The organism is Pseudomonas brassicacearum (assembly GCF_003732265.1).
GTDB classification, from domain to species: Bacteria; Pseudomonadota; Gammaproteobacteria; order Pseudomonadales; family Pseudomonadaceae; genus Aquipseudomonas; species Aquipseudomonas brassicacearum_D.
This window is the reverse complement of sequence record NZ_MOBK01000010.1, coordinates 259,259-283,791: the sequence shown is the minus strand read 5'-3', so window position 1 is coordinate 283,791 and position 24,533 is coordinate 259,259. Positions and strand designations below refer to the sequence as shown.

Sequence of the window (24,533 nt, the reverse complement as noted above, 5' to 3'; positions counted from 1 at the left end):
AAAGTGAATACAGCCCAAATTCTATGTTTGGGGGTTCCCCCCAAACATAGAATCTCCCACATTGGAATGTAGTCCCCTGTGGGAGCGGGCTTGCTCGCGAAGGTGGCGACTCGGACTATCTTAATGATAAAAAATCAGTAGCCGTTAGAGCCGTAATCAACCTGAAAATCAAACCCGGTGACCCGCTCGACCCCGGTTTCGATCTGCCCATCCGGCAACAACCGCAACCAGCGATACCCCGGCGCCTGCTCCCCGACCTTGAAATCATCACTGCCCGGCTCGAACTGAATGCAAGTCGACGGCGAAGCAATCAACCGAACGCCATTGCGCATCTGGTCAATCTCCTGATGGACATGCCCCCATAAAACCGCCCGCACCTGCGGAAAACGATCCAGCACTGCAAACAGCGCCTCAGGATTGCGCAACCCGATCGGCTCCATCCACGCACAGCCAATCGACACCGGATGATGGTGAAAACACACCAGATGATGCCGCTCCGGCGCCTCGCTCAATGATCGGGCCAACAGCTGCAACTGCTCCTCCTGCAAGTACCCCGGCACCGAACCCGGCACGGCGGAATCAAGCAAGGTGACTCGCCAGTTGCCGACATCCACCACCGGTTCCAGCAATGCGCTCTGCACCGCCGCCTCGGCCATGATTTGCGGCTCGTCGTGATTGCCGGGGATCCAGCGCGCCGGCGCATCGAGCTGCCCGGTCATGTCGCGAAACTGCTGGTAGGACTCCAGCGTCCCGTCCTGAGACAGGTCGCCGCTGGCAATGATCAGGTCGATACTCGGCTGCTGAAGTTGCACCAGCTCGATGACTTTTTGCAGGCTGTCCCGCGTGTTCATGCCCAGCAATGTGCCGTCCGCTTCGGCGAACAGATGGCTGTCGGAGAGTTGCACCAGCAACGCCGGATCGGCGGTGGTCAATGTGGATACGCTCGGCAAGGCGTTCTCCCAGGGCTGAATCACGGGGGTGGATAGGTGCCGCAATTATGCTGGGGGACGCTCAAAAGGGGAAACCTGTGAACCTGACGCAGTTCACAACTCGCGCACTCAGCGAACGACGGCGTATTCGTGTCCACACGCCAGGCAATGGCTCAGCCACTCACCCAGAAACATGTTCAGCTGGGCCTTTTCGTCCGGCTGGTGCATCGAGGCGTTCGGGTAAGGATAGATGCCACGAAAACGCCGTGCATGTTCGGCGCTGACCACTTCGGCCATGCAGGCGTCGTGATAGACCTGCACTTCCAGCTGCGGAATCGGCAGCCACGGCAGGCTGTGCTCCTGGCGCACTTGCAGGGTCGTGGTGTATGGACAGACCTGCAACACTTCCAGCGCCAGCACGCCGAGCATCTGTTCGCCATGCGTCACGGCAATGCGCCGCGCCGCTGGCTCGTCGCGCATGTCCGGCAGCAGTCGCATCAAGCGCGCGTAGTTCGCCTCGCAGGAAGCTTGCAGCCCCGCAAGGTCGACACGATAGCGATCGCGCAGCTTGTTTACGACCATAACCCCCTCACTTCAGCGCGGTTTAAAGCTAACCATTGCAAGGCAATGATGCTGGCCGCGTTGGCAATTCGCCCGTCACGTACGGCCTGCAAGGCATCTTCGAACGCCCAGACCGTGACGCGGATATCTTCAGCTTCTTCCTCCAGCCCATGCAGGCCGCCAACCCCGGTAGAATCGCAACGCCCCAGGAACAGGTGCACGAACTCATTGCTGCCGCCCGGCGACGGGAAATATTTGAGCATCGGCCAGAGCGCCCCGAACACAAGCCCAGCTTCCTCCTGCCCTTCGCGGTGAGCAACTTCTTCCGGCACTTCTTCCTTGTCGATCAGACCAGCGACCAGTTCGATCAGCCAGGGGTTGTCGGTCTTGCCCATGGCGCCGACGCGAAACTGTTCGATCAGCACCACTTCGTCGCGCTGCGGATCGTAAGGCAGCACGCACACCGCATCGTGGCGCACGAACACTTCACGATTGATTTCGCGACTCATGCCGCCAGCGAACAGCTCGTGGCGCAAGTGCACACGGTCGAGCTTGTAAAAGCCCTCGTAGCACTTTTCGCGCCGAACGATATCAACGGCGGTCGGAATGGCGTTGGCAAAATCAGTCATGACAATCCTCTTTACTGCTAATCCGTTACGAGGCTCCTTTTTGTGACTTGCAACCTCGACTTCGCGCCATCCTAACGCGCCTGCGACATTTGATGCAGCCCCTTTCCCGTCAGCGGGATAGACGGTGAGGGCGAAACCAACTCTAATTAGCTTAGTGGCGAACTGACTGCTTCGTTGAGAGTCGAAGCGGATAACTTTTTGCCTTTCCCTGTTTTACAAAGGACGCCCATGTCGCTTTTTAAAATCGCCTCCGTGGCCGCAATCGCCCTGACGCTGGGCGCTTGCCAGAGTCTGTTCCAGCCCAACTACCGGGCGCCGCTGGAAACTACCCGCGACGCCACCGAAACCCTGAAACCGGGTTGCACCACTCCCGATTGCCCGCTGGTGAACATCGATACACTGCGCTTCCCTGCCGAACCGCAGCTTGACGGCATCGTCGAAAAACGCCTGCTGCAAATGACCCGCACCACACCGGACGCCCCGGTGGCACCGACGCTGACGGCCTATCGCGATGAGTTTTTGCGCACCGCCGGGCCGCGCTACAGCAGTTACCTGCAAGCCAAGGTACGTGAGCAGCATGACGGCTTGGTGATCGTTGAATTTTCCAGCTATCTGGACACCGGCGGCGCCCATGGCACCCCGGGCCGCAGCTTTATCAACTATTCACGCCAGCAGCACAAAGTGCTGACGCTGTCGGACATGTTGGTGCCGGGTCAGGAAGAAGCGTTCTGGAAAGCCGCGCAAGTGGCGCACAACAGCTGGCTGATCAGCACCAAGCTCGATCAGGAACCGGAGTTCGTGAAGAGCTGGCCGTTCCAGAAAACCCAGAACGTGGCGCTGACCTACGGCGGGGTGATCCTCAAGTACGAAACCAGCACCATCGCGCCTTACGCGTTGGGCCATGTCGAACTGAAGATCCCCTACCCACGCCTGAATGGCATCATCAAGCCCGAGCTGTTTCCCGGCCGTAACTGAAGGCCCGGCCCAGCACCAGCTGCAGCAGCCCTGCCAGAATCAACGACGGCAGGGTTGCGCCGATGTCCGGATACAGATTAGCCAGCAAGTGATAAGTGCTCACCCCGCCCAACCAGGCGAGCAACGCCGGCCAGCGCAACGCGGCTGACGCCACTTGCGCCGAACGCTTGCGCAGGATGAAGTGATCCACCAGCACCACGCCGAATAGCGGCGCGAACACCGAACCGATCAACAGCAGGAAGTTCTGGTACTGGGCCAATGGCGCCAGGCACGCGATCAGTGTGCAAATCACACCGATGGCCAACGCCAGATGCTCGACTTTCAAGCGCAACAGAATCCCGCTGGAAACGGCTGCCGAATGAATGTCGGCGAAGGCGTTTTCCGACTCGTCCAACAGAATCAGCAGCAACGGAATCCCCAGGCCTGCACCCGCCAGCGCCAGCAACAAGGCATTCACTTCACCGCTCGGCGCAAACGCCAGGGTGTAGGCCACGCCCAGGCTCATCAGCCAGAAATTGCCGATAAAGAAGCCCAGAGCGGTGCCGCCGAAGACGTTTTTGGCACGCTTGCCGAAACGCGAGTAGTCGGCAATCAGCGGCAGCCACGACAGCGGCATCGCGATGGCAATGTCGAAGCCCACGGCGAACGGCATCGAACCATCACCGGCCTGCGCCCACAAGGCAGCCAGATCGGCTTTGGCGAACAGGTTCCAGGTCAGCCAGATGCACGCCGCCAGCAACAGCCAGATGCCCCACTTGCGCAGGATCTGCCGTACGAATGTCAGAGGACCGCTGACGGCCAGCAACGTCGCCAGACCACCGAAGACAATTGTCCAGAGCAGCGGGTTCGACAGCAGGCTGCCTTCGCTGAATGCTCGCGCGCCGAGCAGGCTGGCGGCGTCGCGCATGACGATAATTTCGAACGACCCCCAACCGATCAGTTGCAGCAGGTTCAGCACGGCCGGCAGGCTCGCGCCACGTTTGCCGAGGCTGAGTTTGAGCGCGGCCATCGACGACAGGCCGGTGTCGCTGCCGATCACGCCGACGGCGGCCAGCAGCAGAACGCCGACCAGGGTGCCGAGGAAAATCGCCAGCAGCGAACCGGACAGGCCCAGACCTGGCGCGAGCAAGGCGCCGGTCTGCAGCACCATCAGGCCGATACCGAGGGAGAACCACAGGGAAAACAGATCACGACCGCCGAAGACGCGTTTGTCGGTTGGCACGGCGATGTCGGGGGAATAAGTACTCGGTTGAATGCTCAAGGGTGTTATCTCAGAGGGACATTTGTTGTTGTGTAGATCTCAATCGCCAGCAGGCTGGCTCCCACAGGGGACGTGTTAACGCCACAGATCCAATGTGGGAGCCAGCCTGCTGGCGATGGCGCCTGTGCAGGCCCCACCGTTTCAGGTCAGATCAAACCTTCTTGTACAGCTGGCTGCCTTCCTGCTTGAACCGTTCAGCCTGTTCCGCCAATCCCTGGGCGACCTCGGCATCCACGGTTTCGATCCGCTGGTTGGCCGCGTACTCGCGGACTTCCTGGGTGATTTTCATCGAGCAGAATTTCGGCCCGCACATGGAGCAGAAGTGCGCGACCTTGGCCGAATCCTTCGGCAGTGTTTCATCGTGATACGAACGGGCGGTGTCCGGATCCAGGCCGAGGTTGAACTGGTCTTCCCAACGGAATTCGAACCGCGCCTTGCTCAAGGCATTGTCGCGAATCTGCGCGCCCGGATGCCCCTTCGCCAGATCGGCGGCATGCGCGGCGATCTTGTAAGTAATGATCCCGGTCTTCACGTCATCCTTGTTCGGCAGGCCCAGGTGCTCCTTCGGCGTCACGTAGCAGAGCATCGCGCAACCGAACCAACCGATCATTGCCGCACCGATGCCGGAGGTGATGTGGTCATAACCCGGCGCGATGTCGGTGGTCAGCGGGCCGAGGGTGTAGAACGGCGCCTCGTCACAGCATTCCAGCTGCTTGTCCATGTTCTCTTTGATCAACTGCATCGGCACGTGGCCCGGGCCTTCGATCATGCACTGCACGTCGTGCTTCCAGGCGATCTTGGTCAGCTCGCCGAGAGTTTCCAGCTCGCCGAATTGTGCGGCGTCGTTGGCGTCGGCAATCGAACCCGGACGCAGGCCATCACCCAGCGAGAAGCTGACGTCGTAGGCCTTCATGATTTCGCAGATGTCTTCGAAATGGGTATAGAGGAAGTTTTCCTTGTGGTGCGCCAGGCACCACTTGGCCATGATCGAACCGCCACGAGAAACGATGCCGGTCACGCGCTTGGCGGTCAGCGGCACGTAGCGCAACAACACGCCGGCGTGGATGGTGAAGTAGTCGACACCCTGCTCGGCCTGTTCGATCAGCGTGTCGCGGAACAGCTCCCAGGTCAGGTCTTCGGCGGCGCCGCCGACTTTTTCCAGGGCCTGATAAATCGGCACCGTACCGATCGGCACCGGCGAGTTACGGATAATCCACTCGCGGGTTTCGTGGATGTGTTTGCCGGTGGACAGGTCCATGACCGTGTCCGAACCCCAGCGAATGCCCCAGGTTAGTTTCGCCACTTCTTCTTCGATGGACGAACCCAAGGCGCTGTTGCCGATGTTGCCGTTGATCTTCACCAGGAAGTTACGGCCGATGATCATCGGTTCCAGTTCGGTGTGGTTGATGTTGGCCGGAATGATCGCGCGACCACGGGCGATCTCGTCACGGACAAATTCGGGGGTGATGATTTTCGGCACGCTGGCGCCGAAGCTGTGGCCGGCGTGTTGTTGGTCCAGCAGGCCGGCGGCGCGGGCCACTTCCAGCTTCATGTTTTCGCGGATGGCAACGTATTCCATCTCGGCGGTGATGATGCCTTGGCGGGCATAGTGCATCTGGCTGACGTTGGCCCCGGCCTTGGCGCGGCGCGGGTTGTTGACGTGGGCGAAACGCAGCTTGGTCAGCTCGGCATCGGCGAGGCGTTCCTGGCCGAAATTGGAGCTCAGGCCCGGCAGGCGTTCAGTGTCGCCACGGGACTCGATCCACGCGGAACGCACATCGGCCAGGCCTTTGCGCACGTCGATGATGACGTTGGGGTCGGTGTACGGGCCCGAGGTGTCGTACACCACCACCGGCGCATTGATCTCGCCGCCGAAGTCGGTCGGGGTCACATCCAGGCTGATTTCGCGCATGGGCACGAGGATGTCGGGGCGCGAGCCCTGGACATAGATTTTTTGCGAGCGGGTAAACGGTTGAACCGACTGTTGATCGACTTGGGCCGAATCACTCAGGTTCATCGTATTTTTTGGTTTTATCGTCATCACGGGCTCTCCAGACAGCATCCAGGCAGTGGAATTTTGTCGGAGCGAACCTGTAACGAATGGACGCGACCAATCAGCCATAACGAAGCTGTTGGTGCTGTGCTCAGTGCTCGAGGGGTGTTCGATTGTCGAACAACATCCCGGACGAAGCACAAGAGGACTCGCCGGGTGACGAGAAATCTTGTTCCCTACGCAGGCGCTAACCTGATCAGGTTCAACGGGATCCGAAATTATTCGATCTCAGCCTCATAGCAAGGCACCCCGACAAGAACCCGGCCAGTCTAGACACAACTGACAAAGAACGCCAACACCGAACAAAACGCCTTGATGAATGGCAGATACAGGATTGTTGCCGCCCGATTGCACAACTACACTCGCTACGCCAAGCCATGCGTTGACGTGGTACGTGCCGCGCCTTAGCCTTGGCGCTCAAATTACTTGTGTAATATTAATTCTAGGGAACGCCTATGCTGCGCAAACTTTCACTGGCCCTTGCCGTGTCTTGTGCGTCTTATGGAACGGGCTGGGCAGCAGAAGCGCCCTTATCGACCAAGAACGACCTGGTCAGCGTTTACCAGGAAGCAAAGGCCAACAACGCCGACCTCGCGGCAGCCATCGCGCAATATGGCGCGCAGAAAGAAGTCGTGCCTCAGGCCCGCGCCGGCCTGCTGCCCAATCTGTCGGGTGGTGCCGAAGTGGCCAGCATCCGTACCGCGATCGACCAGCCTTCGGCGACGGCCAATCGCAGTGCAAATTCGTATCAGGCCACCCTGGCGCAGCCGCTGTTCCGCGCTGATCGCTGGTTCCAGTTCCAGGCCGCCAAGGACGTCAACGAACAGGCTGCCCTGCAACTCTCGGCCACCGAGCAAAACCTGATCCTGCAGACCGCTGAAAATTACTTCAACGTGCTGCGCACCCAAGACAACCTGGCGTCGACCAAGGCGGAAGAAGCCGCGTTCAAACGCCAACTTGATCAGTCCAACGAACGTTTCGACGTCGGCCTGTCGGACAAGACCGACGTGCTCAACTCTCAAGCCAGCTACGACACCGCACGCGCCAACCGGATCGTTGCCCAGCGCCAGGTCGACGACGCGTTTGAAGCGCTGATCACCCTGACCAACCGTCAGTACAACTCGATCTGGGGCGTCGCCCATAGCCTGCCGATCCTGCCACCGGCGCCGAACGACGCCAAAGCCTGGGTCGACACGGCTGCCCGCCAGAACCTCAATCTGCAGGCCAGCAACTACGCGGTCAGTGCTGCCGAAGAAACCCTCAAGCAGCGTAAGTCCGGTCACTTGCCGACGGTCGACGCGGTGGCGAAATACGAAAAAGGTGACAACGACGCACTGGGCTTCAGCAACCCGAATGCCTTTGGCCAACCGTACAGTGGCAACGTTGAGCAAACAACGGTGGGCCTGCAACTGAACATCCCGATCTACAGCGGCGGCCTGACCACCTCCCAGGTGCGTCAATCGTATGCACAGCTGGATCAGACCGAGCAGCAACGCGAAGCGCTGCGTCGGCAAATCGTCGAAAGCACTCGCAACCTGCATCGCGCGGTCAACACCGATGTGGATCAGGTACAGGCGCGCAAGCAATCGATCATCTCCAACCAGAGTGCGGTGGAAGCGACTGAAATCGGTTATCAGGTGGGGACACGCAACATCGTTGACGTACTGGATGCGCAGCGCTCGCTGTACACCTCGGTACGTGACTACAACAACACCCGCTACGACTACATCCTCGACAACCTGCGCTTGAAGCAGCAGGCCGGCACGTTGAGTCCGGGAGATCTGGAAGACTTGAAGCGTTACCTCAAGGCCGACTACAACCCGGACAAGGACTTTTTGCCACCCGATTTGGCCAAGGCGGCGGAACAGCAACTCAAGTCAAGACCACCCACCCAGTAATGCTTGCGGCGAGGGGGCATGCCCCCTCGCAACACATTAGCGGCCGATCAACCGCCCCAGCCCATCCAGCAACCTCTGCAACGCGCCCTGATTGCTGCGCATTACCTTCAACCCCGCCTCGGCCATCCGCTGCGCATCGCGCGGCAACTCGAACAGCCGCTGCACTGCCAGCGCCAGGCCTTCGGCATCTTCCACTTCCTGCAACGCCCCGGCACTGCGCAACTGCGCGGCGATTTCGAGGAAATTGAACAGGTGCGGGCCGCTCAGTACCGGTTTGGCCAACGCGGCCGGTTCCAGCAGGTTATGCCCGCCGTTCGGCACCAGGCTGCCCCCCACGAAAGCGCTATCTGCCAAGGCGTAAAGAAACAGCAACTCGCCCATGGTGTCGCCCACCAGCACCGACGTGGCCGAGGTCACCGGCTCGCCCGTGGAACGCCGCAGCGTCGCAAAACCCTGCTGCTGACACAGCTCGAACACCGTGTTGAAACGCTCCGGATGGCGCGGCACCAGAATCAGCAACGCATCGGGATGATTGGCCAGCAACCGACGATGGGCCGCGAGGACCACTTCGTCTTCGCCTTCATGGGTACTGGCGGCGATCCAGACCGGCCGCTCAAGCGTCTGCCATTGCGTGCGCAGCTCAACGGCGCGTTGCAGCAATTGCGGGTCGATGGTCAGGTCGAACTTGATCGAGCCGGTGACTTCCACGGTTTCAGGACGCGCACCCAAGTCACGAAAGCGCTGGGCTTCGGCCTCGGTCTGCACCGCGAACAGGCTCATCTCCGCGAGCATCGGCTGGGTCAGTTTGCGGAAGCGGCCATACCCCTTGGCCGAGCGTTCGGACAGTCGCGCATTGGCCAACGCCACAGGAATCCCGCGCTTGGCGCATTGGTGAATGTGGTTGGGCCAGAGTTCGGTTTCCATGATCACCGCCAGCGTTGGCCGGACCCGGTCCAGGAAACGCGCGGCGGCGCAGGGCAAATCGTAAGGCAGGTAGCAGTGTTGAATGCGTGGTTCATTGGCGAACAACGCCTGGATGCGCTCGGACCCGGTCGGGGTCATGCAGGTCACGGTAATCGGTAGCTGTGGATAACGTTGCAGCAAGGCGCGAATCATCGGCGCCGCGGCAATGCTTTCGCCCACCGACACCGCGTGCACCCAGATACCGCCCGGCTTCATTACCGGCAGTGCGAGGGAGAAACGCTCGCCAATGCGCTTGGCATACGCCGGCGCCTTACGCGAGCGCAGCCACAGCCGAATCGCTACCAGTGGCAGCCCCAGATAAAACAGCGCGGTATAGAGAGTTCTATTCATGGCGGCGGAGTTTATCGGCTTTTCTCGCCGATCGCCTGCAAGTGCACGGCAAAACGTTCCGCCAGCCAACGAGCCGCCGGGCCCAGCGGCTCATCGCGACGCCACACCAGCTCCACCACCAGCGCCGGCGGAGTCCATTCGCTGTCCAGTTCAACCATCAGGCCCTGGTACGCCGGGTATTGCACCACGTGCCGTGGCAACCAGGCCCAACCGAGACCGCGCACCAGCCATTCGGCCATCACGTAGAAACTGTCGGCACGCCAGACTTGCGGGCTGGCTGGCTCGCTGCCGGGGTAGACGCTCGATTGGGTCGACATCAGCAACTGCCGATGCTGCGCCAGCGCCTGACAATCGACTTGAGCCTGTTTCGCCAGTGGATGCCCGACGCCGCACACCGTGACCATTTCAACGCGGCCCAACACCCGCCGCTCAAGGGCCTCGGGGATCTGGTCGTGATAAAACAGCAACCCCAGATCGGCCCGGCGCTCCACCAGTTTGCGCGCGACATCGCCCTGGGCGGCGCTGGTCAGCTGCACTTCGAGGCTGGGAAATTTTTCCGCCAGGGCTTCGAAGCTTTCAATTATCGGCTGATAGGGCATGGCCTCATCCTGGGCCACACGCAGACGCGCTTCTTGTCCGCGCATCATGGCCAACGCGCGGCCATTGAGGCGCTCGCACTGGCGCAACACTTCGCGCGCCTCGTCCAGCAAGGCATTGCCGGCCTCGGTGAGTTTCGGCTGACGGCCGCTGCTGCGATCGAACAGGCTCACGCCCAGATCTTCTTCCAGCAGCGCAATCGAACTGCTGACCGCTGACTGCGCCTTGCGCTGATCGCGTGCCACCGCAGAAAACGAGCGATGCTCCGCTACGCTGACAAACAACCGCAGTTGCTCAAGATTCCATTGCATAGGCCATCCCATCTCTCTGGCAGATAGGTAATGACTTTACCGCATCTGGAGAGTCTCTAAAATGCCGACCTCAGAAAGCAACACTTCACACGAGGATGCACCCATGACCGCTTACTACTACCTGGCCATCGCCATCTGCGCCGAAGTGATCGCGACTGTTTCGATGAAAGCCGTCAAAGGCTTCAGCACGCCGCTGCCGTTGGTTCTGGTGATCGTCGGTTACGGCATTGCCTTCTGGATGCTGACCCTGGTGGTGCGCAGCGTTCCGGTGGGCGTCGCTTACGCGGTGTGGGCCGGCTTGGGCATCGTGATGGTCAGCGTCGCGGCGCTGTTTATTTATGGGCAGAAACTGGACGTGCCGGCGATGCTGGGGATGGCGTTGATCGTGTTGGGCGTTGTCGTGATCCAACTGTTCTCCAAAACCGCCGGCCACTAAAGCCTGAGACACTTTTCATTGTGGGAGCGAGCCTGCTCGCGAAGGGGCCGTGTCAGTCGACATCAGTATTGCCAGACACACCGCATTCGCGAGCAGGCTCGCTCCCACAAGGGTTTTGCATCCCTCCTGTTGATCACCGACAAATCCCCTTTTCTTCGAGTCTGTATACTGCGCCCTCGTCTTGAACACTGAGGTCGCCGCATGCCATCCGTTATTTCCACCGACGTTCTGATTGTCGGCGCTGGTGTCGCCGGCCTCTGGCTGAATGCGCGCCTGCGACGCCAGGGTTTTTCGACCGTGCTGGTGGAAAGCGCCAGCCTCGGCGGCGGGCAGAGTGTGAAGTCCCAGGGCATCATTCACGGCGGCGCCAAGTACGCGTTGCATGGCGCCCTGACCGGGGCGTCGGAAGCGATTGCCGACATGCCGCGCCGCTGGCGTGAGGCGCTGGCGGGCGATGGCGAACTGGACCTGTCCGGCGTGCGCCTGCTGTCCGAAGCTCACTATCTCTGGTCCCCCGGCACACTCGCCGGCAACCTCACCAGCTTCTTCGCGAGCAAGGCCGTGCGCGGCCGTGTCGATCAGGTCAAGGGCGATCAACTGCCACCGGCCCTGCAAGACAAACGCTTCAAGGGCAAGGTCTATCGCCTGGCGGAATTGGTGGTCGACGTGCCAAGCCTGGTCCAGCGCCTGGCCGACCTGGCCGGTGATGGCCTGCTCGCCGGGCAGAAGATCGAGCCGCTGCTGGACGGCAACGTGCTGGTCGGCCTCAAGGTCGACGAACGCGAGATTCGCGCCCAGCGCATCGTCCTCAGCGCCGGTGCCGGCACCGCCGCGTTGCTCGAAGCGCTGGGGCTGAGTCAACCCGCCATGCAGCGTCGGCCGTTGCACATGATCATCGCCAAAGGCCCGGGCCTCAAACCGCTGTACGCCCATTGCCTGGGCGGCGGCACCAAACCGCGCCTGACCGTGACCACTCACCCGGCGGCCGACGGTCAGTGGGTCTGGTACATGGGGGGCGATATTGCCGAGGCCGAAGGCGTTGCCCGCGAACCTGCCGAGCAAATCGCCACGGCCCAGCAAGAGCTCGGCCACTTGCTGCCATGGATCGACCTGAGCACCGCGCAATGGGCCACCTTGCGCGTGGACCGCGCCGAGCCGCTGCAATCGGGGCTTACCCGTCCCGACAACGCCTTCCTCGCCGAACAAGGTCGCCTGCTGGTGGGCTGGCCGACCAAACTGGCGCTGGCGCCGGACTTTGCCGACCGGGTCATCGCCAGCCTGACGCGTGACGGCATCCAGCCAAGCCATCCCGCGCCGCTTCCGGAATTACCGAAACCGCCAATGGGCGTGCCGGCCTGGGAGCAACTGCTGCCATGAGTCAACCTACCCTGCACGATCTGCACCGCCCACTGGGCGGCACCGGCCTGCTGGTTTCGCCGCTGGGCCTGGGCACGGTCAAACTCGGCCGTGACCAGGGTGTGAAGTACCCCAATGGTTTCCAGATTCCCGACGACGACGATGCACGCCGGTTGCTCAAACTCGCCCGCGACATGGGCATCAACCTGATCGACACCGCCCCGGCCTATGGCCGCAGCGAAGAACGCCTCGGCCCGCTGTTGCGCGATCAGCGTCTGGACTGGGTGATTGTCAGCAAGGTCGGCGAAGAATTTTCCAATGGCCAGTCGAGCCATGATTTCAGTGCCGCCCACACCCGACTTTCAGTGGAGCGCAGCCTGCAACGCCTGGAAACGGATTTTATCGACCTGGTGCTGGTGCACTCCGACGGCAACGATCTCGCGATCCTCAATGACAGCGAGGTCTACACAACCCTCGCCGCGCTCAAGGCCGAAGGCAAGATTCGCGGCTTCGGTTTTTCCGGGAAAACTGTCGAGGGTGGCTTGAAGGCTCTGGAACAAGGTGATTGCGCCATGGTCACCTACAATCTGAACGAGCAGAACGAGAAGCCCGTCATTGACTATGCTGCTGCTCACGGCAAAGCCATTCTGGTCAAAAAAGCCCTCGCCAGCGGTCATGTGTGCCTGAGTCCAGGTGTGGACCCGGTGCGCGCCAGCTTCGAGTTGTTGTTTGAACATCCGGGTGTGGCCAGTGCTATTGTCGGGACCATTAATCCGCTGCACCTCGCCCACAACGTTGCGACCGTTGCCCAGGTCCTCCGTAGAAACTGATGCCGCCCACGCGGCCTTAAGCAGGAGCCGACATGCCGCGTACGCTCATTAGAAAGAACCCGAGCAACTTCAAGACCCTGCCGTTGTACGTCGAAGCGACTCCCGAAGGCTTGAGTTATCAGAGCGTCGGGATGCCGCTCAATTTCTCCCAGACCCTGCAACGTCGCCGCCCCGTGACGGTGGCCAGCACCGAGCGGTTTGCGCTGGAACTGGCCAACCTCGGGGTCTCGGTGCGCCTGACCCTGCATTGGCAGAATCGCGAATACTGGGTGCTGGTGCGTCAGCGTCGGCAAGACCGTGGCGACGTGGTGCTCAAGTTGATCTCCGGGTACGTGCCGGCCCATGAGCTGAACCTGCCGTTGCACACCGCGATCCAGGAAATTGCCGAAGAGTGTCTGCTGGAAACCCCGGAAGGCTGGCTCGGCGGGCGTTTTAATGACACGTGGCTGCCAGCACCCTATGCCAGTGCCCTGCACTACCGCGAGGCGCTACCGTTTCGCCTGACGCCGTTATCCGGTTCTGCGCGACCGGTGCGTTGCGCCAACCTGCAGCTGATCGAACGTCCGCGGGCTTACGTGCATTTGCCCACCGCGTCGTTGCAACTGATCTATGACCTGCGTCTGGACGTGCCCAAGGAAGCCAAATCCCTGAGCCTGTTTCATGTCGATGAGCGGCTGGAAGGCGATCAGCTTGTGGCCCGCCTCGACCGCAAGCGCCCGGATTTGTACCTGATGCCCTTGCAGGACGGCCAGCCGATGGCCGAGCTGTATACCTTGAAGAAGGATCAACTCTACCCGGCGAGCACGCGCGGGTTGTTCCTGGCGGAGAGCTTCGCCCAACAGGAAGGCTGGGTGGTGCGTGATGAGCGGATTCGCTGGAAGGATTGGGTGCGCCAGCAAGGGCTGAGCCCGCCGGGGAAGGATTCAGGATTGGCGCGGTTACGCGGGAAGGCGAAGCAATTGCTGAAGAAGATCGTGCCGCGCAAGGCGGCACGATAGAAGGAACACCACTGAATTCTGTGGCTGTGGGGTTTAACTGTGGCGAGGGAGCTTGCTCCCGCTGGGCTGCGGAGCGGCCCCCAGCATTCTGCCAGTCACATCGCACTCGCAGGTTTTACGACTGCTTCGCAGCCGAGCGGGAGCAAGCTCCCTCGCCACAGGTGACCGCGTCGTCTCACTCGGATTGACGGATTTTTTCGACAATCGCCGTGGTCGAGCTGTTCGCTACCAGCCCCAGCACTTTCACCGTCCCGCCATAAGCGGTCACGATGTCTGCGCCGACGACTTGGTCGATCCCGTAATCACCACCCTTCACCAACACGTCCGGCTTGACCTCGCGCAGCAGGTTTTCCGGGGTGCCTTCAGGGAAGCTGATCACCCAATCCACCGCGCCCAGACCGGCCAGAACCGCCATGCGACGGTCGACGCTGTTGATCGGACGACCCGGCCCTTTCAGGCGGCTGACCGAAGCATCATCATTGACCGCAACGATCAAACGATCGCCCTGGGCCCGTGCCTGCTCGAGGTAGGTCACGTGGCCGGCATGCAGAATGTCGAAGCAGCCATTGGTGAAGACAATCTTCTCTTTGTGCGCTCGCGCATCGGCGACGGCCAGCAAGAGCTGCTCAAGGCCCAACACACCGCGCTCGGAACCTTCTTCACGCTGGATGGCGCGACGCAGTTCCGGGGCGCTGATGGCTGCCGTACCGAGTTTGCCGACCACGATGCCCGCCGCCAGGTTGGCCAGGGCCACCGCATGGGGCAATTCTTCGCCAGCAGCAATCGCCGCTGCCAGGGTAGAAATCACCGTGTCGCCGGCACCGGTCACGTCGAACACTTCACGGGCACGGGCCGGCAGGTGCAGCGCCGGATGATCCGGGCGCAGCAAGGTCATGCCGTGTTCGCCACGGGTCACCAACAGAGCGCCGAGGTCGAGGTCGTGCATCAACTGCGCGCCTTTGCTCACCAACTCGTGCTCATCGGCGCAACCACCAACGATGGTTTCGAACTCGCTGAGGTTCGGGGTGATCAGGCTGGCGCCACGGTAGATCGAGAAATCCTTGCCCTTGGGATCCGCCAGCACCGGAATGCCACGGGCACGAGCGGCCTGGATCAGCACCTGATGGTTTTTCAGGGCGCCTTTGCCGTAGTCGGACAGCACCAGCACCTTGATGCCTTCGAGCAATTCATCGACTTGCTCGCCAAGCGCCAACGCGTCGGTGGCGAAGGGTTCTTCGAAATCGATACGCAGCAATTGCTGGTGACGACTCATGACCCGCAGCTTGACGATGGTCGGCTGGTGCGCGATGCGCTGGAAGATAGCCCGGACACCTGCGCCCTGTAGGCTATTGGCCAGGCTGTCGGCCGCTTCGTCGTCGCCGGTCACGCCGACCAGCGACGCCGGAGCACCGAGCGCGGCAATGTTCAACGCAACGTTGGCGGCACCGCCCGGGCGGTCCTCGATTTGCTCGACCTTGACCACCGGTACCGGCGCCTCAGGGGAAATCCGTGAGGTACCACCATGCCAGTAACGGTCGAGCATGACATCGCCGACCACCAAGACAGGGGCTTGATCGAATCGCGGCATGGACAACTTCATGGAGCAACCCACATACAAAATGAACAGGGGCGCGATATTACCACAGGGTTGGCGCTGGCTTGCGTGACGGCTGCAACGGGATGATTTTGCGGGCAAATCTGTTCAGTTATTGAGCAGAAATATCTATAACAGACCGGTTTGGTCAAGAAGGGTAAAGGTCTGGATACAAATCGCCGGGCGCATTGCGCGCCCGGCGAGCAGTGGTCAGGCGATGTCTTCAGCCGGGGCGTCGAGGCCCATGGCGTTCAGGCGGGCGTAGTAACCGTTGTGCGCCAGCAGCTCGGCATGGGTGCCGCGCTCGACGATCCGACCCTGATCCATGACCAGGATCAGGTCAGCCTTTTCGATGGTCGACAGTCGGTGAGCGATCACCAGCGTGGTCCGGCCTTTCATCACTTGATCCAGCGCCGCCTGAATGTGGCGCTCGGATTCAGTGTCGAGCGCCGAGGTGGCCTCGTCGAGAATCAGCAACGGTGCGTTCTTCAACAGGGCTCGCGCAATCGCCAGGCGCTGACGCTGACCACCGGACAGCAGCACACCGTTCTCGCCGACCTGGGTGTCCAGGCCTTCGGGCAACTGCGCGATGAAATCCATGGCGTAGGCGTCTCGCGCCGCTTTCTCGATGTCTTCACGCGGCGCGCCAGCCAGATCGCCATAGGCGATGTTGTTGGCCACGGTATCGCTGAACAACGTCACATGCTGGGTCACCTGGGCGATGTGCTTGCGCAGGTTGAGCAGCTTGTACTGCTCCACTTCAACACCGTCGATCAGGATCTCGCCCTTGTCGTGGTGATAGAAGCGTGGAATCAGGTTGGCCAGGGTCGACTTGCCGCTGCCTGAACGTCCGACCAGTGCCACCATTTGCCCCGGCTCGACCGAGAACGTGATGTCGTTGAGCACCTGGCGATCGGTGTCCGGGTAGGTGAAGCTCAGGTTGCGTACGTCCAGGCGACCGGTGACGGCATCGCGCTCGACGGTGCCGGTATCGACTTCAGGCGCAACGTCCAGTTGTTCGAAAATACTTTCGGCACCCGCCACGCCTTTCTGGATGGTCGAGCTGACTTCGGACAGCTGGCGAATTGGCTTGGGCAACAGGCCGGCCAGGGTGATGTAGGCAACCATGTCACCGGCCGAGGCATCGCCACGCAGGTACAGCACCAGGAACATCAGCACTGCCATGGCGGTGTAGATCACCAGCTGCAGCAGCGGCGTGTAGATGGCACCCGTGCGGGTCATGCGCAGTTGCTTGTCGGTGTTGCCCTGGCTGGCGTCGAAGAAGCGTTTTTCTTCGTAGACTTCGCCACCGAAGCTGCGCACCACGCGATAGCCCTGAATGGTTTCCGAAGCCACGTGCGTCACGTCACCCATGGCCAACTGGATTTTCTTGCTTTGCTTGCGAAATTTCTTGCTCGCGGTACGCACCATGACGGCGATCAACGGCAGGATGGCGACCATGACCAGCGTCAGGCGCCAGTTCATGAACAGCAGCGAGGCAAACAGGAAAATCACCGTCATGCCCTCACGGATTACGACCTTGATCGCATCTGTGGCCGCCCCGGTGACCATCGTAACGTTGAAGGTGATACGCGAAATCAGATGACCCGAGTTATGCTTGTCGAAATACCGGTTGGGCAGGACCAACAGGTTATTGAACAGTTGTACTCGCAGATCATGGACTAGACCCAGGGAAACTTTGGCTAGAAAGTAGTTGCCCAGATAGGATCCCAGCCCTTGCCACGCGGCGATCAGGATGATCAGCAGCGGCACCGCCTGCAACAATTGCAGGTCGCGCAGGTAAGGCACCGTCGGGAAGAGCGCTGCCTCAGGATTGGACAGGCCATCGACAAAGTACTTGAGGATGTAGCCGAGCATTGGCTGGGTCGAAGCGAAAATCAGAAAGCCGACGATGCTGATCAGGAACAGACTGATGTACGGCCGGACATAGCCGAGCAGGCGGAAGTAGATTTTCAAGCTCGATGGGCTTGCGGAGAGACTGGAGTCGGTCATATCACGCGTTTGTCGATAAAAAGGACGCTGACTTTAGCACAGCTTCTTCAGGGTTCTGGCAATCGCATAAAGGCTGTTATTGTTACGCATCGAATTAAGCATCAAATAGCCATCACCCCGAAATGGCCGATCAACTTCAGGATTGAATCTCTCAGCATGCAACTCAGCGGTTTCAATAGTGCGTCAAATCGAGTTTTCGATTTCATTTGCCTCTGGATTCTTCCACTCGGCTATCTCTTGCTCCTGTGTGCCCTGTTCTTCTTGCCGGGCCGAAGTTTGCACCACAAGCTTTTTTATGGCCTGTTCAGCATTCCTGCGCTGATCGCCCTGTGCCTGCGTCCCCGTGAACTCAAGGAAATGATTCGTGAACCGGTCTTCGTCGCTGTGTTGGTGTTCGCGGCCTGGGCGCTGTTGAGTCTGTGCTGGGGACCGGAAAAGGGGGGCTTGGGCGGCCAGTTCAAACCACCTTTGCATACCCTGCTGCTGTTTGCTGGCTGTTACATGCTGGTGCGCTATCGCAGCGAAATCATCCAGCCGTTGCTGTTCGCCGCGGCAATGATCGGACTGATCGGCACCACCCACGACTTGGTCATGTTCGCCCGCGTGTATGAGCCAGGTTTGCGTTTGATCGGTGGCGGTGCATTCGACAACCCGCTGCTGAGCTCTCATATGTATGGCTTTTACGCTGCCTACTGGATGAGCATGAGCATGGTCTGCAAGCGCCGGCAGATGCTCTGGCTGAGTCTCCCGGCGATGGTCATCATGTTCACCGCCGTAATAGCCACCGGCTCGAGGACGCCTCTGGTTGCATTGACGATGGCGGCACTCTGGCTGAGCTTCGTTTGCTGGAACCGTCGCTCCATCGTATTGATGGGGGGGTTGGTCGCCAGCGCAGCCACGGTCTATGTACTGTTTGCGCGAATGATCATTGAACGCGGCGACTCTTATCGCTTCGAAATCTGGCAACTGGCCGTGCAGAAAATTTCCGATCACCCCTGGATCGGTCATGGCTATAGCGCCAATCTGACCATCGACCCGGGCGTCGGCGTCAGTTTCCAGGAACCCCATAGCTTCGTTCTGGGCGTGCTCTATTACGTGGGTGTTATGGGTTTACTGCCGTGGTTGTTTTTCCAGCTCTGGAGCTTGTACAGCAGTTGGCGTAATCGTCTGCAACCGCTGTTTATCATCGCCTCGACCTGGCTGATATTCGGTATCGGCGCAGGCCTGACCGAGGGCGGCGGTATCATCTCTCGTCCCAAGGAACACTGGTTCCTGCTGTGGATCCCGCTGGCGTTGATCGTCGCACTCAGCATCAACCAGCGCGCCAGACGCTTGCTGGCGATGCCCATCAAGACGCTGACCGCGACGGCCCAGCAGCAACTGAGCGCCAATGCACAGGTGATCGAAGAAGATGGCCTGGGCCCTAAAGTCCTGCGCCTGCTCGATGGCAGCTTCTTCAAGCTGTTTCGCGGGCGCCGCTGGTACACCTCGGGCAGCTTCAACCCCTACTCCGAACGCTTTGCCGTCAATAGCATGCAACTGCGCAATCTCGGGATTCCTGCCCCGCCTATTCTTGACCTGTATCGCCTCGCAGACGGCAGCAGCGCTGTGCACTATTCGCCGCTGCCCGGTAATACGCTGCGCCAGGTCCTGCAGGGCATTACCGCACCGGCGGTGCGCCAGGCACTGGTGGAGCGTTTCGGCAAGTTCATGGCTCAACTGCATGAACAAGGCGTCTACTTCCGTTCGCTGCACCTGGGGAACGTACTGGTGCTTGAGGATGGCGAGTTTGGCTTGATCGATGTGGCTGACCTGCGCATTTACCCTTCATCCCTGAGCCTGGCCTTGCGTCAGCGCAACTTGCGCCATATGCAGCGTTACACCGTGGACCGGCGCTGGCTGTTCGAAGAGCACTTCGAAGCGCTGCTTCAGGGTTACGCCATGACGGCACCGAAGTCCGCTGTCGAGAACCTGCACAGGCAAGTGCTGGCCGGGAGCTCCCCGGCCCGGGCTCATTGATGACAGAAACCAACCCACTCATTGCGCTGGCAGCTTATCTGCTGGCCATCGTGACCGCCGCCCTGTTAGTGCGTGCCGTCCCGAAAATCGCCCGACACATCGAACATTCCGGTGAAAGCCGTTATGCCAGCATTGACGGGCTACGCGGCTATCTGGCGTTCGGCGTGTTCGTGCACCACTCGATCATTACCTTGATCTTCCTGCGCACAGGCGTGATCGATTTTCCGCCGAGCAACTTCTACTCACAGCTCGGACAAGGCAGTGTCGCGCTGTTTTTCATGATCACCGGTTTTCTGTTCTGGAGCCGATTGCTCACCCAGGGACGTCAACACGACTGGCTGGCCTTTGCCGTATCGCGGTTGTTTCGTCTGTACCCGCTGTACCTGCCGCTGATGCTGATCGTATTCGTCACGGTGTTCTACCTGCAAAACTGGGAACTCAAGGACTCCGGCATCCGCTTCATTGGCCAGATACTGGCCTGGCTGACCTTCGACCGACCCGACGTCAATCAGTACCACCAAACCGGCATGCTGATCTCCAACGTCACCTGGACCCTGGGCTACGAGGTGTTTTTCTATATGGCACTGCCCCTTGCCGGCATGGTGTTTATCTACCGGGGCAGTTGGTTGCAAGTGCTGTTGTGCCTGATCGGCATTGTCGCGCTGTATAAAGTGGTCGGCCTGGAACACTCGCTGAAAAAACACTTTCTGGCGAGTTTTCTCGGCGGTATCGGCGCTGCGTACTGGATTCGTCGACCGCAACTGGTGGCCTGGAGTCAGACTCGAATGGCGGGGATCATCGCGCTGCTGGCATTGGTGATTGCCTTCACGGCATTCAACCGCGCTTTCAGCCTGAGGCCAATGCTGCTCATGTCGTTGTTTTTCGTGATCGTGGCATCCGGCAACACCCTGTTTGGCGCACTGAAACCACGCAGCATCCGCTGGCTCGGTGAAATCAGCTACAGCACCTATTTGCTGCACGGCTTCGTACTGTGGGTGTTAGTCCAGCGCCTGCCGCTGGTGCTTCACCTGGACGTCCGCGACATCTGGACCTTCCTGCCGCTGCTGGCCGTGTGCAGCTGCCTGCTGATCATCATCAGCAGCCTGACGTTCCTGTACATCGAGAAGCCGGGTATTACGGCCGGCAGGACAGTATTGCAGTGGCTGCGCCAACGCAAAAAAGCCGACAAGGCTCTGGCAGAGAAAATCGCTCGCTGAAGTCGACGCACCTTTGTAGCAGCTGGCGCCGGCTGCTACAAAGTGCGCCTCAAGGCAGGGTCAGTCTTTTTCCAGCGGCGAGAAGTACAGACGCCCCAGACCGCGCCAGGTCTTCTTGTTCCAGGCCTTGAACGGGATCTGCGCCAGCAGTTCACGAGCCAGCTTGCGATCGCGGTTGGCGGTCTTGAGGAACATCGAGTTGAGGGATTTGTAGCGAACCTCGTCGTACAGCGGATGATCGCTGAACAAGGCGTAGGTACGCAGGATGTTGTCGATCATGAAGCGATGGTTCTTGTAGGAGTTGGTGGCGTGCTTGCGATAGCGCGCCATCAGCACATTCAGGCCATCGATAAAGTAACCGGCATGGGTCACCTTCAATTCGATCGCCAAATCTTCCAGGCGAATGTCCGGATCGAACCCGCCCACCTTGTCCAGCGCTTCCCGGCGGATCATCAGGGTGGGGGCCGGTGGATAGGGTTTACGCTCCAGAAACATGTCATCGAAGTCCAGGCGACGGAACGGCACATCCCGACGCTGGCGCTTCTCCGGGTACAGATTGCCGTCGGCGTCGATCAGCTCGATGTTGCCGGCGCAGATACCGACCTCGGGCTTGCCATCCATGTACTCGACCTGAGTGGCGATGCGTTCCGGCAACATGATGTCGTCGGAACCGAACGGCACGATCAAACTGCCGCTTGAGCGAGCGATGGCACCGTTGAGCGTGTTGGTCAGGCCCTGATTCTGCTGAACCCGAAAATCGAATCCATACTGCGCCTGCAGCACGTTGATGCGTTCAACGCTGTCGTCTTTGGAGCCGTCATCGACCACCAGCAGCTCAATGTTTTTGTAGGTCTGGTTGAGGACGCTGAGAATGCTTTCCTCAATATAGGGAGCGTGGTTGTACGACGCGATGATGACCGTGACGAGAGGTTGCGCGGCGCTCATGGTTGTTCCTTGCGGGCCTGATCCAGGCCGGAGTCGATCAGGTTCAGGTACTCCTGACGGAACACCTCGATGTCGTGTTGTTCCTGCAGATAACGATAGGCCTGCTCGCCCTTGGCCTTGAGTTCGTCATCCGACAGCCCGAGGTAGGTATCCAGCGCAGCGACCAGGCTCGGCACATCCTTGGGCGTAATCGCCAGCCCGCCCGCCCCTTCAATCAGCGGCAGCATGGCCGGTACGTTGGAGGCGATGACCGGCAGATGACCGCTCATGCCTTCGAGCAGCGCCAACCCCAGGCCTTCCGCCAGGGACGGCATGGTCCAGATGTCGAAGGCGCGGATGTACTGCAAGGCGATTTCCTTGAAGCCCAGCAGGTGCGCACGCCCGGTCAGGCCCAGGCGTTCGATCTCGGCATTGAGGCGCGACTCTTCGCGGCCTGCACCGATGATCGCCAACTGGCTGTTCGGGTACTTGTCCTTGAGCGCGGCAAACGCCTGCAACAGATACGTGTGACCCTTGACCGGCACCAGACGCCCCAGCGCGCCAATCAGGCGTACCGATGGATCGATGCCGAGCATTTCGCGGGCGCGTTCGCGGCTGTGCTGCAAGCCTTCGGCCTGCTCGATGTCGATGGCGTTGGTGATCGCGTAGGTGTTCTGGTCGGTGAAACCGCAATCGCAGTCCAGCAGGTACTGTTTGACCGCCGGCGACACACCGACAAAACGCCAGTGACGATCGATCAGGCGCTGGGTCTGGCGGCGCCGGTAAAACCGGTCGTACTCGCCGAAACCGTGGGAAATACCGATGCACAGCGGCACTTTCAACCAGCGGTTCAGCGTCAGCATCATGTTCACGGGCTTGAAGCGGTTGCAGATCACCACGTCAAACTTTTCCGCGCGGCAAAACTTGTACAGCGCCCACATCGCCCGCAGGCGCATGCCTTTGAGGGACTTGTCGGAAAACTCAAAATACACCGAACGGTCGGCCCGGCTTACCGCCTCACCCGGCCCGGGCTTGCCGCGCAGGAACGCCGCCGTCACTTCGTAGCGATCACCGGGCAGCGCCTTGACGATCTGCTCTGCGAGGTCGGCAAAATCATGGGCTTTGACGTTGTAGTCAGGCTGCAATTGCAGAACCTTTAGCCGCTGGCTCATAACTCTCCCCGCTGAGAAGCGTTTGTTGGTGTGTGCTTGAGTATCCACAAGAGCTCGTGACGTCGAACCGCCTTGCGAAAGAATTCGTTCTCGCCGTAGGCCGGCGGCTTGCGCCTGGCCAACAGACGCTGGATCAACCGGCGCAGACGTCGCTTGAACGGCATGGGCGGTTGCAGGTCATGCATCATGCCCAGCGCCATGGCTTTGTCGCGCTGAAGCTCCAGCGACAATGGCAGGCAGCAAGGCTGCATCGACGTGGCCGGGTCGAAGGCTGGAGGCAACGCGATACCATGACCGTCGTCGCCCATTGGCCAGCGGTCGTTGTCGTGCAGATGGTTGGCGTAGCCGAGCAATGTGGTCGGCTGCCATTCCAGGCCTTTCAAGGCTTCGATAACTGCTTGTTGGGCACAGATATGATCGGGGTGCGGATCGAGGGTCGGGTGCGGCAGCACGATCACTTCGGGCCGTGCTCGCAGTAATAATTCACGCAGATCGGCCAACAGGTTGTTCCAGGTCGGTGCGCCGTCGGCATCGCCCGGCAGGGCAAACGGGTTCAACTGGCGGAACAGCCGGGTGTCGCTCAGGTCCGCTTCCCGCGAAGCCACCGGTTGTGCCGGCGTGGCCTGCATCGCCGCCAGTTGCAGACAGAAATAACCCAGCTGCACGCAATGCGCTTGCGGCACGCCAGCCCAGCGTGGCACCGCAATGCTGTCCCAGGCCCGCAAACGACCCTTGAGGCGCGCCGCCTCGACCTTGCTCAGACCGATCTGTTGATAGTGTTCGGCTTCGATTTCACCCGCCGTCAGAGTGACGATCCAGGCTTCATCGGCCTGGCTGTACAAACCATAGGCGGCCAGTTCGGCATCGTCGGCGTGAGGCGCAATCACCATCACCCGTTGACGACGGAAGTCAGGTTGCTCCAGCGCCCACAACACCGGCTCGCCGAGCACGCGGCAGAAGCGTCCACGCAGGCGCAACTCACCGCGCGACAGCACTTGCGCCTGACCACTGAGGTTCAGGTAGCGCAGGCCGTCGACGCCACGCTCAAAGGTTTGGCGGTCCGGGTTATCGCCACCCGACAACTCCACCACCGGATCGATAAAGCGACCCAGCCAGTTGCTTTTTACTCGCAGCGCCAACACCAGTGTGGCGTCGTCGACCAGCATTACGCCTTCATCCAGCCGCAAACGTTCGCCGTCCAGGTGCACCTTGGGTTGCGGGGTGTAGGGCGGAAAGCTGTATTGGTAATCGTCTTTGGGGGAATAAAACAGGTGGTCGGCGAACCAGGCCTCATGGGCAATCCAGCCCAGCACGGCAAGCACCAACGGCAACCACCAGGCCACCAGCACGCCGAGGGCAATCAACACCACCAGCGCGATCAACAGGCTGATGCGTTTGTTGCGCCGATGGCGCTTGAGCAGTTGCTGTTTGCGGCTCATGGGTTCA

Annotated in this window: 20 protein-coding genes and 1 riboswitch; of the genes, 8 read left to right on the top strand and 12 right to left on the bottom strand. The window is 60.5% G+C overall.

The genetic code is table 11. From position 1 onward, the window contains the following. Positions 1–134 precede the first annotated feature (134 nt). From cpdA to BK660_RS25225, 3 genes are all read right to left on the bottom strand, one after another. Positions 135–950 carry a 3',5'-cyclic-AMP phosphodiesterase gene (gene cpdA / locus BK660_RS25235; RefSeq protein WP_123435583.1) on the bottom strand — a complete coding sequence of 272 codons (816 nt, stop codon included), beginning with the start codon at positions 948–950 and terminating at the stop codon, positions 135–137. 108 nt (positions 951–1,058) lie between these two features. Further along, positions 1,059–1,511 (bottom strand): DUF1249 domain-containing protein, encoded by a 453-nt coding sequence (locus tag BK660_RS25230; RefSeq protein WP_027922011.1) that lies wholly within the window; start codon positions 1,509–1,511, stop codon positions 1,059–1,061. Beyond that, positions 1,502–2,119, bottom strand: coding sequence for an NUDIX domain-containing protein (locus tag BK660_RS25225; RefSeq protein ID WP_123435582.1), 618 nt, complete (start codon positions 2,117–2,119; stop codon positions 1,502–1,504). The genes BK660_RS25230 and BK660_RS25225 overlap by 10 nt, the downstream gene beginning before the upstream one ends. Before the next feature lie 228 nt (positions 2,120–2,347). Between BK660_RS25225 and BK660_RS25220 the strand changes: the two genes are divergently transcribed. Beyond that, a complete protein-coding gene (locus tag BK660_RS25220; RefSeq protein WP_059181735.1) occupies positions 2,348–3,094 on the top strand; it encodes an RsiV family protein in 747 nt (248 codons plus the stop codon). On the opposite strand, the gene cytX is transcribed toward BK660_RS25220, so the two are convergent. Next, complete coding sequence (gene cytX, locus BK660_RS25215) at positions 3,063–4,355, bottom strand: putative hydroxymethylpyrimidine transporter CytX (protein ID WP_123435581.1); 1,293 nt, start codon at positions 4,353–4,355, stop codon at positions 3,063–3,065. The two genes, BK660_RS25220 and cytX, sit on opposite strands and share 32 nt — an antisense overlap. A gap of 151 nt (positions 4,356–4,506) precedes the next feature. Continuing rightward, entirely contained in the window at positions 4,507–6,396 is a 1,890-nt protein-coding gene (thiC, locus tag BK660_RS25210) for a phosphomethylpyrimidine synthase ThiC (RefSeq protein ID WP_007946989.1), read from the bottom strand. 168 nt (positions 6,397–6,564) lie between these two features. After that, positions 6,565–6,670, bottom strand: a riboswitch (TPP riboswitch). Between the two features lie 193 nt (positions 6,671–6,863). Between thiC and BK660_RS25205 the strand changes: the two genes are divergently transcribed. Next, the gene (locus BK660_RS25205) at positions 6,864–8,306 is read left to right on the top strand and encodes a TolC family outer membrane protein (protein WP_123435580.1); all 1,443 of its coding nucleotides are present in this window, start codon (positions 6,864–6,866) and stop codon (positions 8,304–8,306) included. Between the two features lie 36 nt (positions 8,307–8,342). Here BK660_RS25205 and waaA read toward each other — a convergent pair whose 3' ends face one another. Both waaA and BK660_RS25195 read right to left on the bottom strand, forming a co-directional pair. Next, complete coding sequence (gene waaA / locus BK660_RS25200; protein WP_123435579.1) at positions 8,343–9,620, bottom strand: lipid IV(A) 3-deoxy-D-manno-octulosonic acid transferase; 1,278 nt, start codon at positions 9,618–9,620, stop codon at positions 8,343–8,345. Positions 9,621–9,631: 11 nt separating this feature from the next. Beyond that, the gene (locus BK660_RS25195) at positions 9,632–10,528 is read right to left on the bottom strand and encodes a LysR family transcriptional regulator (RefSeq protein WP_123435578.1); all 897 of its coding nucleotides are present in this window, start codon (positions 10,526–10,528) and stop codon (positions 9,632–9,634) included. Positions 10,529–10,631: 103 nt separating this feature from the next. Between BK660_RS25195 and BK660_RS25190 the strand changes: the two genes are divergently transcribed. The 4 genes from BK660_RS25190 (at position 10,632) to BK660_RS25170 (ending at position 14,148) form a co-directional block, all read left to right on the top strand. After that, positions 10,632–10,964 carry a DMT family transporter gene (locus BK660_RS25190; RefSeq protein ID WP_123435577.1) on the top strand — a complete coding sequence of 111 codons (333 nt, stop codon included), beginning with the start codon at positions 10,632–10,634 and terminating at the stop codon, positions 10,962–10,964. Positions 10,965–11,165: 201 nt separating this feature from the next. Further along, on the top strand, positions 11,166–12,341 hold the full coding sequence (locus BK660_RS25180; protein ID WP_123435576.1) for an NAD(P)/FAD-dependent oxidoreductase: 1,176 nt from the start codon (positions 11,166–11,168) through the stop codon (positions 12,339–12,341). Next, on the top strand, positions 12,338–13,150 hold the full coding sequence (locus tag BK660_RS25175) for an aldo/keto reductase (protein WP_123435575.1): 813 nt from the start codon (positions 12,338–12,340) through the stop codon (positions 13,148–13,150). The genes BK660_RS25180 and BK660_RS25175 overlap by 4 nt, the downstream gene beginning before the upstream one ends. A 32-nt stretch (positions 13,151–13,182) precedes the next feature. Then, positions 13,183–14,148, top strand: coding sequence for a metal ABC transporter ATPase (locus tag BK660_RS25170; protein ID WP_123435574.1), 966 nt, complete (start codon positions 13,183–13,185; stop codon positions 14,146–14,148). A 175-nt stretch (positions 14,149–14,323) separates the two neighbouring features. On the opposite strand, the gene hldE is transcribed toward BK660_RS25170, so the two are convergent. Then, positions 14,324–15,748 carry a bifunctional D-glycero-beta-D-manno-heptose-7-phosphate kinase/D-glycero-beta-D-manno-heptose 1-phosphate adenylyltransferase HldE gene (gene hldE, locus BK660_RS25165; protein WP_123435573.1) on the bottom strand — a complete coding sequence of 475 codons (1,425 nt, stop codon included), beginning with the start codon at positions 15,746–15,748 and terminating at the stop codon, positions 14,324–14,326. Between the two features lie 204 nt (positions 15,749–15,952). Then, positions 15,953–17,755: a lipid A export permease/ATP-binding protein MsbA gene (gene msbA / locus BK660_RS25160; RefSeq protein ID WP_027922025.1), complete on the bottom strand. Its 1,803-nt coding sequence runs from the start codon at positions 17,753–17,755 to the stop codon at positions 15,953–15,955. 156 nt (positions 17,756–17,911) lie between these two features. Between msbA and BK660_RS25155 the strand changes: the two genes are divergently transcribed. Both BK660_RS25155 and BK660_RS25150 read left to right on the top strand, forming a co-directional pair. Next, positions 17,912–19,774 carry a bifunctional O-antigen ligase/aminoglycoside phosphotransferase family protein gene (locus tag BK660_RS25155; protein ID WP_123435572.1) on the top strand — a complete coding sequence of 621 codons (1,863 nt, stop codon included), beginning with the start codon at positions 17,912–17,914 and terminating at the stop codon, positions 19,772–19,774. Then, on the top strand, positions 19,774–20,991 hold the full coding sequence (locus BK660_RS25150; protein ID WP_123435571.1) for an acyltransferase family protein: 1,218 nt from the start codon (positions 19,774–19,776) through the stop codon (positions 20,989–20,991). The genes BK660_RS25155 and BK660_RS25150 overlap by 1 nt, the downstream gene beginning before the upstream one ends. A gap of 60 nt (positions 20,992–21,051) precedes the next feature. On the opposite strand, the gene BK660_RS25145 is transcribed toward BK660_RS25150, so the two are convergent. Genes BK660_RS25145 through BK660_RS25135 form a run of 3 tightly spaced genes read right to left on the bottom strand, consistent with a single transcriptional unit; the run spans position 21,052 to position 24,526 of the window. Then, positions 21,052–21,936, bottom strand: a complete 885-nt coding sequence (locus tag BK660_RS25145; protein WP_123435570.1) for a glycosyltransferase — start codon at positions 21,934–21,936, stop codon at positions 21,052–21,054. Beyond that, the gene (locus BK660_RS25140; protein WP_123435569.1) at positions 21,933–23,087 is read right to left on the bottom strand and encodes a glycosyltransferase family 4 protein; all 1,155 of its coding nucleotides are present in this window, start codon (positions 23,085–23,087) and stop codon (positions 21,933–21,935) included. The genes BK660_RS25145 and BK660_RS25140 overlap by 4 nt, the downstream gene beginning before the upstream one ends. Then, positions 23,084–24,526 (bottom strand): PIG-L deacetylase family protein, encoded by a 1,443-nt coding sequence (locus tag BK660_RS25135; RefSeq protein ID WP_123435568.1) that lies wholly within the window; start codon positions 24,524–24,526, stop codon positions 23,084–23,086. The genes BK660_RS25140 and BK660_RS25135 overlap by 4 nt, the downstream gene beginning before the upstream one ends. Positions 24,527–24,533: the final 7 nt, after the last annotated feature.

What these genes read in the sequence shown, in the direction of transcription:
- BK660_RS25225 (WP_123435582.1), bottom strand. Translation starts at nt 2,119, where the DNA reads ATGACTGATTTTGCCAACGCCATTCCGACCGCCGTTGATATCGTTCGG.
- BK660_RS25145 (WP_123435570.1), bottom strand. Translation starts at nt 21,936, where the DNA reads ATGAGCGCCGCGCAACCTCTCGTCACGGTCATCATCGCGTCGTACAAC.
- thiC (WP_007946989.1), bottom strand. Translation starts at nt 6,396, where the DNA reads ATGACGATAAAACCAAAAAATACGATGAACCTGAGTGATTCGGCCCAA.
- BK660_RS25170 (WP_123435574.1), top strand. Translation starts at nt 13,183, where the DNA reads ATGCCGCGTACGCTCATTAGAAAGAACCCGAGCAACTTCAAGACCCTG.
- BK660_RS25150 (WP_123435571.1), top strand. Translation starts at nt 19,774, where the DNA reads ATGACAGAAACCAACCCACTCATTGCGCTGGCAGCTTATCTGCTGGCC.
- BK660_RS25140 (WP_123435569.1), bottom strand. Translation starts at nt 23,087, where the DNA reads ATGAGCCAGCGGCTAAAGGTTCTGCAATTGCAGCCTGACTACAACGTC.
- BK660_RS25195 (WP_123435578.1), bottom strand. Translation starts at nt 10,528, where the DNA reads ATGCAATGGAATCTTGAGCAACTGCGGTTGTTTGTCAGCGTAGCGGAG.
- BK660_RS25175 (WP_123435575.1), top strand. Translation starts at nt 12,338, where the DNA reads ATGAGTCAACCTACCCTGCACGATCTGCACCGCCCACTGGGCGGCACC.
- BK660_RS25205 (WP_123435580.1), top strand. Translation starts at nt 6,864, where the DNA reads ATGCTGCGCAAACTTTCACTGGCCCTTGCCGTGTCTTGTGCGTCTTAT.
- BK660_RS25155 (WP_123435572.1), top strand. Translation starts at nt 17,912, where the DNA reads ATGCAACTCAGCGGTTTCAATAGTGCGTCAAATCGAGTTTTCGATTTC.
- BK660_RS25230 (WP_027922011.1), bottom strand. Translation starts at nt 1,511, where the DNA reads ATGGTCGTAAACAAGCTGCGCGATCGCTATCGTGTCGACCTTGCGGGG.
- BK660_RS25190 (WP_123435577.1), top strand. Translation starts at nt 10,632, where the DNA reads ATGACCGCTTACTACTACCTGGCCATCGCCATCTGCGCCGAAGTGATC.
- hldE (WP_123435573.1), bottom strand. Translation starts at nt 15,748, where the DNA reads ATGAAGTTGTCCATGCCGCGATTCGATCAAGCCCCTGTCTTGGTGGTC.
- BK660_RS25220 (WP_059181735.1), top strand. Translation starts at nt 2,348, where the DNA reads ATGTCGCTTTTTAAAATCGCCTCCGTGGCCGCAATCGCCCTGACGCTG.
- msbA (WP_027922025.1), bottom strand. Translation starts at nt 17,755, where the DNA reads ATGACCGACTCCAGTCTCTCCGCAAGCCCATCGAGCTTGAAAATCTAC.
- BK660_RS25180 (WP_123435576.1), top strand. Translation starts at nt 11,166, where the DNA reads ATGCCATCCGTTATTTCCACCGACGTTCTGATTGTCGGCGCTGGTGTC.
- BK660_RS25135 (WP_123435568.1), bottom strand. Translation starts at nt 24,526, where the DNA reads ATGAGCCGCAAACAGCAACTGCTCAAGCGCCATCGGCGCAACAAACGC.
- waaA (WP_123435579.1), bottom strand. Translation starts at nt 9,620, where the DNA reads ATGAATAGAACTCTCTATACCGCGCTGTTTTATCTGGGGCTGCCACTG.